Source organism: Streptomyces sp. NPDC059832 (assembly GCF_042731715.1).
Lineage (GTDB): Bacteria > Actinomycetota > Actinomycetes > Streptomycetales > Streptomycetaceae > Streptomyces.
Genome location: NZ_JBHWIY010000012.1, coordinates 67,637 through 69,097 on the forward strand (window position 1 = coordinate 67,637; position 1,461 = coordinate 69,097).

The 1,461-nt window shown below is 68.3% G+C and carries 1 protein-coding gene; it reads left to right on the plus strand.

Annotation, left to right across the window (positions count from 1 at the left end; translation table 11 throughout):
• Window positions 1-282: 282 nt before the first annotated feature.
• Window positions 283-1,317, plus strand: coding sequence for a metallophosphoesterase family protein (locus ACFV8T_RS22295; RefSeq protein ID WP_385330034.1), 1,035 nt, complete (start codon window positions 283-285; stop codon window positions 1,315-1,317).
• The last annotated feature ends 144 nt before the right edge of the window (window positions 1,318-1,461 follow it).

Genomic DNA, 1,461 nt, shown 5'->3' on the forward strand with positions numbered 1-1,461 from the left:
TGGTTCTTGTTGTGTGTTCGCTCCTCTTCCTTTCCCCCCCCCCCGCCTCTCCCCCCCCCCGACCGGGCTCGGATCGTCCGCGGCGCCGCCCCTGGCCGATCCGCGGCCGGGCGAAGAACCCGGCCGACGCCGAGGGCCGTTGAGCGACATCCCTCAGAAACACGCCACTACCGGACCGCACATTTCAAGCCATGGTCATCTGCGGTACCCCGACGGGCCATCCGGAGCGGAGACACTGCCCGCGTCCCATACGCACGGGGTGCACAGACGAAGGAAGTACCGATGGATCGCAGATCGTTCATGGCCACCACAGGCAGCGCTTCGCTGGTGGGCGGTGCGCTCGCCGCCGGCGCGGGGCTGGCGGCGCCGGCGGCCGAGGCCGCTCCGCACCGGCCCGACAAGGGCCGGACGGTTCGGTTCAACATCATCAGTGACATCCAGGGCGACCTCGCCGACTTCGGCAAGGCCCTCGACGATCTGCACCGCATCAACCCCGGCAGTGCCGGCCTCGGCATAGCCGGCGACATCACGCCGCGCGGCTACGACTTCGAGTACGCGGCGGTCCGCCAGACCCTCGCTCGGCACCCGCACCCCAAGAACGTCGCGTGGGCCATCGGCAACCACGAGTTCTACGTACCGAAGTACAGCGACCCGAACACCCTGGCCCAGGACACCTGGCCCAACGGCACGACCGAGGACTCCCTCTTCCGCAGCTTCTACAACTTCGCGGAACGCAACAAGGTCTACTCGGAGACCTCGTTCGGCGGCGTGCCCGTGCTCAGCCTGGGCACCGAGCGCTACTCCCACTACCACGACGCGAAGCTGTGGGACGAGGTGTGGATCAGCGACGAGCAGTTCGCCTGGCTGGAGGACCGCCTCGCGTACTGGGCGCGCCGTCGTCGGCCCGTCATGGTGCTGACCCACCACCCGCTGCCCAACACGGTGTCGGGCACGCACAACAAGCTCTACCTCAACGACTACCTCCAGCCCGACCGGCTCCTGTCGATCCTGGGCCGCCACAAGGACGTGTTCCTCTTCTCCGGGCACACGCACTGGGACCTCAATCTGTCCGACTGGGTGGTGCGCCGCGTGGTCCCCGGCACCGGCAACCTCGAAGGGTTCACCGTCGTGAACACCTCGGCCGTCCAGGTGGGCTGGATGGACGACGGCAAGGGCGGCGAGGTCTCCCTCGGCGATGCCTTCAACCAGGGGCTCCAGGTCGAAGTCGGTCCCCACTCCGTCGTCATCAAAGCCCGCGACTTCACCACGGGCACCTGGCTCAAGCAGCTGACGGTCCCGCTGCACACCAAGTCCTGACACCCCTCCGGGTCCCGACCCACTCCAGGTCCTGACCCACCGCGGGGGGGGGGGGGGGGGGGGGGGGAGGGGGGGGGGGGAGGGGGGGGAGACGTGGAAAAAAAGGGAAAACGAACAACAACTCCCTCATCCCCGACCCTCACA

Coding starts and splice junctions, on each gene's coding strand:
- ACFV8T_RS22295 (WP_385330034.1), top strand. CDS start 283: ATGGATCGCAGATCGTTCATGGCCACCACAGGCAGCGCTTCGCTGGTG.